This is a genomic window from Methylobacterium sp. P3_A11 (genome assembly GCF_056403155.1).
Genome location: NZ_JBFUGA010000065.1, coordinates 20,367 through 27,500, shown reverse-complemented (window position 1 = coordinate 27,500; position 7,134 = coordinate 20,367). Strand labels below are relative to the sequence as shown.

Below are 7,134 nucleotides of genomic sequence, written 5' to 3'. Positions count from 1 at the left end.
TGATGACTGACCCGGGCGAGCAAGATCTCGATCTGCGAGATCATCACTTCCTCGAAGGATCGGCCCCGGCGGAAGCTCACCTTCAGCGCCGCGTAGATCGCCAGCATGTCGAGGCCGAAGAAGCCGGCCACCGGCCAGAACCCCATGCGCCACGCCCAGACCGACACCGTCAGCGAGACCGCGCAGCAGCCGGTCATCACGACCCGGAAGCCGCGCCGGCTCAGGGATTGATGCGGCCGGATCGTGGCGGTGAAGACGGGCCGGTCGATCGTGTCCGGATCGAGCCCGTAGGGATGGACGGAAGGATTGCCGCTCGCCATGCCATCAATATAACGCGCCGATGCCCGCCAGAAAGACACCCCCGCCCGTGACGGATCGCGCCGCCCGCCGGGGCGCGACGCGCGCCGCGCGGGTTCCTTCGGCGCGCCTCGGTGGAGCTGTCACCCCGGCCGTCACCGCTCAGGTGGAGACGGCTTCCGCGGCGGTCGATCCTGCGACCCTCACCGAGATCTTCCGCCGGTTCCAGGCGGCGACGCCGGAGCCGAAGGGCGAGCTTCACTACGTCAACCCGTTCACCCTGCTCGTCGCCGTGGTGCTCTCGGCCCAGGCGACCGACCGCGGCGTCAACCTCGCTACTGGTCCGCTCTTCGCCGTCGCCGACACGCCGGAGAAGATGATGGCCCTCGGCGAGGACAGGGTCCGCGACTTCGTCCGGACCATCGGGCTGTTCAACACCAAGGCGAAGAACGTCGTGGCGCTCTCGCGCATCCTGGTCGAGGCACATGGCGGCGCCGTACCGGCGAGCCTAGAGGCCCTGCAGGTGCTGCCCGGGGTCGGCGCAAAGACCGCGAGCGTCGTGCTGAACATCGCCTTCGGGGTCCCGCGAATCGCCGTCGACACCCACATCTTCCGGGTCTCGAACCGGATCCCGCTGTTCGTCGGTGCGACCACCGACAAGGTCCAGGCCGGTCTGGAGGCGATCGTGCCCGAACCCTACCGGCTGCATGCCCATCACTGGCTGATCCTGCACGGCCGCTACACCTGCAAGTCCCGCAAGCCCGAATGCCCGCGCTGCCTGATCGCCGACCTCTGCCGCTTCCCGTCCAAGACGACGGCCTAGCGGGTCGATCGCAAGCGGCGGTCGGGCGGCGATGCCCGTTCCGGACACGTCGGAAACAGTCTCCGCAATCCCGCCCTGCGGGCTAACGCGTTGTGCTGGAAGCCCGCTTCGGCTAGTTTGGAGGCGGTCGCCGGGGCCGTCGGGCAGAGGCCGTCCGGCTGCCCGACCTCGCGTCCGGTCGTCGCGCCGCGGATTCCTCTCCATCGTCGCGCATCAGGAGCCTCGGCCCATGGACTTCCTCAAACCACGGTACACGCCTATGAACCGCCGCCGTCGCATCTACGAGGGCAAGGCGAAGGTCCTCTATGAGGGTCCGGAGCCCGGCACGCTCATCCAGCACTTCAAGGATGACGCGACGGCCTTCAACGCGAAGAAGCACGAGGTCATCGACGGCAAGGGCGTGCTGAACAACCGGATCTCCGAGTTCGTTTTTCAGCACCTCAACGACATCGGCGTGCCGACGCATTTCATCCGCCGGCTCAACATGCGCGAGCAGCTGATCCGCGAGGTCGAGATCATCCCCCTCGAGGTCGTGGTGCGCAACGTCGCGGCCGGGTCGCTGGCCACGCGGCTGGGCCTGGAGGAAGGCACCCAGCTGCCGCGCTCGATCATCGAGTTCTACTACAAGAACGACGCGCTGAACGATCCGATGGTCTCCGAGGAGCACATAACGGCCTTCGGCTGGGCGACGCCCCAGGAGATCGACGACATCATGGCGCTGGCGATCCGCGTCAACGACTTCCTGTCGGGGCTCTTCCTCGGCGTCGGCATCCGGCTGGTCGACTTCAAGATGGAGACCGGGCGCCTTTGGGAAGGCGACATGATGCGCATCGTCGTCGCCGACGAGATCTCTCCGGATTCGTGCCGTCTCTGGGACATCAAGTCCTCGGACAAGCTCGACAAGGACCGGTTCCGCAAGGATCTCGGCGGCCTGATCGAGGCTTACACCGAGGTCGCCAAGCGCCTCGGCATCATGTCGGAGAACGAAAAGGTTCAGGGCGGCGGGCCGCGGCTGGTCCAGTAGGCACCGTCAGGCGCGCGGGCGGCGCAGGGGCGTCCGCCCGGTGTCCGGAAATCCTCCACGCAGGCGCGCGTGTGTCGAGAGATCCGGGTCGAAGCCCGGGTGGTAATGGGGGTCCTGCACCAGCAGCGGCCCCCATCGCTTTTTCAGCGCGGCGATCTCGCGATCGTGCCGGGCGCGGGCGTCCGGCGTCCAGCGGCGGCTCGCCGCCTCGCGATGGTGCAGCACCGCCTCGGGGACGAGCAGCGTGCGGTAGCCCGCCGCGTTGAGGCGCAGGCAGAGATCGACGTCGTTGAAATCGACGGCGAAGACGGCATCGTCGAAGCCGCCGACCCTGCGGAACTTCTCCGCCTCGACAACCAGACAGGCCGCCGTGACGGCCGAGACAGCGTGTGTGGTGCGCAGCGCCGCGAGATAGCCCGGGGCGTCACCGGCGAAGTGACGGTGACCATGCGTGACGAGGCCGCCGGTGCCGAGGACGATGCCGCCGTGCTGGATGCGGCCCGCGCCATCGAGCAGCTTGGCGCCCACGGCGCCGATCTCCGGGCGCAGGGCCTGACGGGCCATGAGCGACAGCCAGTCGGGTCGGAACGCCTCGACATCGTTGTTGACGAAGACCAGCAGCCTCCCCCGGGCGCGGGCGGCAGCAGCGTTGTTCATCGCGGCGAAGTTGAACGGCCCGGGACAGGGCACGACATGCGCCCGTCCCGCCTCCTCCAGCCCTCGCAGATACGCGAGGGTCTCCGCCTCGCGACTGTCGTTGTCGCAGACCAGGATCTCGAGCGACGGCCAGTCAGTGCAGTCGCGCAGGCTGTCGAGGCAGGGGCGCAGGAGATCGAGGCGGTCGCGGGTCGGAACGATCAGGCTGGCCAGGGGCGGAGGTTCGGGGAGCGGATGGGCCACCCGTACGAGGCCGTCCGGCGCGACGGCGACGCCGGCCCCGCCCCGCCCGGTCCGGTCGAGGTGCGCGCGCACGATGTCCCGATGGGAGGGGCGGGTAGCCGCCCCGTCCTGGGGCGCGGCGGGGCGGGTGCCGCCACGGCGGACCGACAGGATCTCCGGCAGATGCCCGATCGCGCCAGGGCCGAACCGCTCGGCAATGCGAAACGCGGCCTCGGCAGGGCACCGGGGTTCGAGGTCAGGGCCAAGGGCACTGCACCGGCAGGCCAGGATGAGCCCGAGATAATCGAACCCCGCAAGCCGGTCCGGGTCGAAGACCGGAGGCAGATGGGGCAATACCGGACCGCGGGGCCGGACCTGCACTAGGGCATCGCCGTACACGGCCTGGAGGTCCGGCTCGGCCGCGAAGGCCGCGGCGATCCGCTCCGCCGCGCCGGCGACGATTACCCCCTCCCCGATCAGACGGATGTCGCCGGCCGGATCGGCCGGCGCCGCCGGGAAACGGTCGAGGATCCCGGGCGGCAGCGCGAGCCGATGGTCGATCCCGATGAGGGCCGCCAGCGATTGCCGGGCACGCAGGTGCTTGCCCGCCAACCGCGCCCGTAGGATCGCGGCGCTCTCGCGGGGATGACTTAGGACGCGTTGCAGGGCGCGCGCCATCGCCGGYCAGGAACGCCCCGACGGTCCGAGATAGGACCCGCCTTCGCCGACCGGGGACGGCGTCATTCCAGGTCCTCGCCGAAGGTCGTGAGCGACAGGGCCGGATGGTAGTACGGATCGTGCCGGATCACCGCTCGCCAGCGTTCGGAGAACCGGGCCGCCTCTTCCTCGAAGCGGGCGCGCTTGGCACCGACGGACGGACCGCGGCTGACGGATTCGAGATGGGCCAGCGTCGCGGCCGGGGTCCAGACCGTCTTCCAGCCGGCGGCACCGAGCCGGAGGCAGAAATCCACATCGTTGAAATCGACCGGGAAGGCCGAGGCGTCGAATCCGCCCACCGCCAGATACTTCTCCCGGGAGACGGCGAGGCAGGCCGCCGTGACCGCGGAGACCTCGTGCGCCACGCGGAGGCGCCCCAGATGTCCGGGCGTGTCGCCGGGCCGGCGCCGCAGGATATGCCCGGCCCGGCCGCCGAGGCCGACGACGACGCCGGCATGCTGCAGGGCGCCGTCGCCGTAGAGGAGCTTCGCACCGACCGCACCGACCTCCGGCCGGCAGGCCTGGCGGACCATCGCTTCGAGCCAGCCGGGCTCCAGCACGGCGACGTCGTTGTTGAGCAGCACGACGATCGTGCCCGCGGCCGCCGCGACGCCGGCATTGACCATCGCGGCGAAATTGAACGGCTGCGGGTCCATCAGGATCCGGACGCGCGGGTCGCCGCGCAGGGTCGCGTAGTGCTCGAGCACCGCGGGTTCGGTCGAGCCGTTATCGACGATGATCAGTTCGACCGGCGCGTAGGACGTCTCGTGGAGAACGCCGCGGCAGACACGCGCGATCAGGTCCAGGCGGTCGCGCGAGGGGATCACGACGCTGACCAGGGGTGCCGGGTTCGGGAGAGGCCAGTCCAACCGCACGGTCCCGTCATGGACCGTGGCGTGGGCCGGCAGGGCCGGTCCGCGGCGTGACGCGTCGAGGACGGAAGCCCGGTCCGACGGGTCGAGACCGTCGCCGACGGCGCGGGCCAGGATCCGCGGGACGTGCGCGACCCGCGCGGCGTCGGCCACCGCGGCGATCTGGACGGCCAGGGCAACCTCGGCCATCGGGCCGGCCGGGTGCGGGAGCGCCGCCGCGAGCCAGGAGCCTGACAGGAGCAGGGGAAACCCCGGATAGCCCGTGACGAGGGCGAGGTCCGGGCTCCAGTCCGGCTTCAGGTGCGGTCGGCCATCGAGCCCGATCGCGTCGCCGTAAGCCAGATCCGCCTCCGCGAGGGCCTGAGCCAGCAGTGCCAGGGCCTCGGGCTCCGGCACGTCGCCGGGACGCAGCAGGCACAGGGCGTCGGCCTCGCCGAGGAGATCCGCGAAGGCCGCAGCCTCGTCCCAGGTCTCATGAGACGCCCGCACATCGGCCGATGCTGGCGGTGCGGCGTCCCAGGAAACACGAATGGACGCAGGACGGTGGGTCTGCGCTGCGAGTGCGGCGAGGGTGATTGTCAACGCCGCCGCCTCGCCTGTCCGCGCGAGGACGAGGCACCGGATCCGCAGACTGGCGGAAGCACGGCGCCAGGGCCGGCTGCGTGCGGCGATCCAGGACGGAAAGCCGGCCATCGGCGTCACCGCACAGGCGCCGCGCAGAATGTCGCGGTAGCGTCGCTCCGAGCCGCGGGCGCGTTCGTAGAGTGCGGCGACGCAGCGCCAGGGTCGGCGGAGGAGGCACTGCGCCAGCACGCCGGCGTCGCGCCGGGCGCCGACCCGTTCCAGGACGAAATCGGAGCCGGCACAAAGCTGGATCTCGCGCGCGTCCGACGGGATCAGGCCGAGCCAGTGAGCGAGCCCCTGGGGTGCCCCGGGGAGGACGAAATCCTGAATCGCCCCGCCCGGCCCACGCAGGATGCGGAGGATCGGGCGCTGGGGCGCCACCGCCGGATCGCCGCTGTAGCTCAGCACGATCCAGCCGACGGGATGGTCGGGGAGGACGAGGCGGCGATCGAAGTCGGGATCGTCGGTGGGTTCGAGGCGAAAGCGCGTCTCCCGGCCGAGCCAAAGCTCGCCGCGGCCGGGTTGGAGTGTCAGTCGGGTCGGACCGCCGAGGCGCGCCGCAGCGTCACTGGGCAGCGTCGCCTCCGGTGGCGGGTGCGGCAGCAACCACCGGCTTGCGACGGCGCGGCTTCGCGGCGGCCTTCCCGCCGCCCCCCTTGCCGGCGCCGACGCCTACCGCGATGTCGTACTCGGCCGTCATCGCGGCCGGGACCACGAGTTCGTCGGCGACGATCGTGGCGAAGCCCTGCGCCTCGCCCGGTCCGACGGTGACGCTGGCGCGCTCGACGCGGCTCGAGACGACCTTGCCGTTGTACCGGATCTGGAACGTCACCGGCACATCGAAGCGGCCCGGCGCACCCGCAGGCCCGAGCAGGACATTGACCTCGACGCCCGCCTTGACGGTGAGCGAACCGTCCTTACGCCGCGTGCATTCGCGGGCGAGACGACCGAGGGAGAACTGGGTGCGCACCGCTTCGCCCGCGAGGGTGCGCGACGCGGCGGCTCCCTCGGCGACCTCGACCGGGGGACAGTAAGGCGGATCGAGGCTCTCGGGCTGCGACGGCGGAACCGTCGTGCCGCCGTACTTGAACAGGTTGGTGAAGATGTTGCCCTCTTCGGCCCGGCACGGGGCCGCGGCGGCGACCGTCGCGAGGGAGGCCGCAAGCACGAGGCCGGTCAGCCGGAGAGCGGGGGCAGGCCTCAAAGCGGCGTCCGAGGAGCGCCCCAGAGACCTGTCCGGATGTCCGATCATCGCACGGCTCCCGAGCAACATCGTCATTTCAGGCTGTCGAACCCGGCCGCGAAGCCCTTCATCGACAGCGGAATCCCGACGCCTTCCTCAGGCGTCTGGAAGACGATGAAGGTCGCCTGCGTGCCATTCTTGAACTGACGGATCAGTCCGTCGTCCATCACCACCTCGGCGACGCAGCCCGTGGTCAGGCAGCGGACGAATCCCGCGCGGCCGATATCGGTCTGGTCGATCTTGAGACCGAGACCGGAGGGCAGGAGCACGCCGAGCGGCGCCACCACACGCAGCAGATAGCCGCGATTGTCCGCCGTCTTCAGGACGATGACCACGAGGGTCAGGTTCGGCCGGTCTTCCGCAGCGAGATACTGGACCAGGGCGCATTGCTCGGCCTTCGCACCGGCTGGCGTTTCGCAGCGCAACTGCCAGTCATCGAAGGTCTTGCGCACCATACCTTGGGCCGCGGCCGGTCCGRCGGGCGCGAGCGCCGCCGCAAGGGCGAGGAACACCGGCAGCGCGGCGTGCCAGGCGGCGCGCCGGAAACGAACGAGCCTCGCGTGAAGCGGCACCACCGATTCCTTCGGAACGCTCCGGCCGAGGACCGGCGGGAGCCGTACAATCGGGCGTGTTCCGACCATGGTCAGCCCCGCGC

At 70.6% G+C, this 7,134-nt stretch carries 7 protein-coding genes (1 of these 7 cut by a window edge); 2 read left to right on the top strand and 5 right to left on the bottom strand.

What is annotated here, in order from left to right; translation table 11 throughout:
• Positions 1–320: the 5' portion of a DUF2244 domain-containing protein gene (locus AC1DXK_RS19795; protein ID WP_457106856.1), read on the bottom strand. It extends 202 nt beyond the left edge of the window; the window shows 320 of its 522 coding nt (coding positions 1–320); the start codon lies at positions 318–320; the stop codon falls past the left edge of the window.
• A 20-nt stretch (positions 321–340) separates the two neighbouring features.
• Between AC1DXK_RS19795 and nth the strand changes: the two genes are divergently transcribed.
• Positions 341–1,120: an endonuclease III gene (gene nth, locus AC1DXK_RS19790; protein WP_457106855.1), complete on the top strand. Its 780-nt coding sequence runs from the start codon at positions 341–343 to the stop codon at positions 1,118–1,120.
• Positions 1,121–1,349: 229 nt separating this feature from the next.
• Positions 1,350–2,144 (top strand): phosphoribosylaminoimidazolesuccinocarboxamide synthase, encoded by a 795-nt coding sequence (gene purC, locus AC1DXK_RS19785; RefSeq protein ID WP_010684691.1) that lies wholly within the window; start codon positions 1,350–1,352, stop codon positions 2,142–2,144.
• A 6-nt stretch (positions 2,145–2,150) separates the two neighbouring features.
• On the opposite strand, the gene AC1DXK_RS19780 is transcribed toward purC, so the two are convergent.
• From AC1DXK_RS19780 to AC1DXK_RS19765, 4 genes are all read right to left on the bottom strand, one after another.
• A complete protein-coding gene (locus AC1DXK_RS19780) occupies positions 2,151–3,767 on the bottom strand; it encodes a glycosyltransferase (RefSeq protein WP_477298760.1) in 1,617 nt (538 codons plus the stop codon).
• Positions 3,764–5,644: a glycosyltransferase family 2 protein gene (locus tag AC1DXK_RS19775; protein WP_457106859.1), complete on the bottom strand. Its 1,881-nt coding sequence runs from the start codon at positions 5,642–5,644 to the stop codon at positions 3,764–3,766. Before AC1DXK_RS19775 ends, AC1DXK_RS19780 begins: the two co-directional genes overlap by 4 nt.
• A gap of 157 nt (positions 5,645–5,801) precedes the next feature.
• Positions 5,802–6,488, bottom strand: a complete 687-nt coding sequence (locus tag AC1DXK_RS19770) for a hypothetical protein (RefSeq protein WP_457106853.1) — start codon at positions 6,486–6,488, stop codon at positions 5,802–5,804.
• A 23-nt stretch (positions 6,489–6,511) separates the two neighbouring features.
• Complete coding sequence (locus AC1DXK_RS19765; RefSeq protein WP_477298758.1) at positions 6,512–7,054, bottom strand: invasion associated locus B family protein; 543 nt, start codon at positions 7,052–7,054, stop codon at positions 6,512–6,514.
• Positions 7,055–7,134: the final 80 nt, after the last annotated feature.

What these genes read in the sequence shown, in the direction of transcription:
- nth (WP_457106855.1), top strand. Translation starts at nt 341, where the DNA reads ATGCCCGCCAGAAAGACACCCCCGCCCGTGACGGATCGCGCCGCCCGC.
- purC (WP_010684691.1), top strand. Translation starts at nt 1,350, where the DNA reads ATGGACTTCCTCAAACCACGGTACACGCCTATGAACCGCCGCCGTCGC.
- AC1DXK_RS19770 (WP_457106853.1), bottom strand. Translation starts at nt 6,488, where the DNA reads ATGATCGGACATCCGGACAGGTCTCTGGGGCGCTCCTCGGACGCCGCT.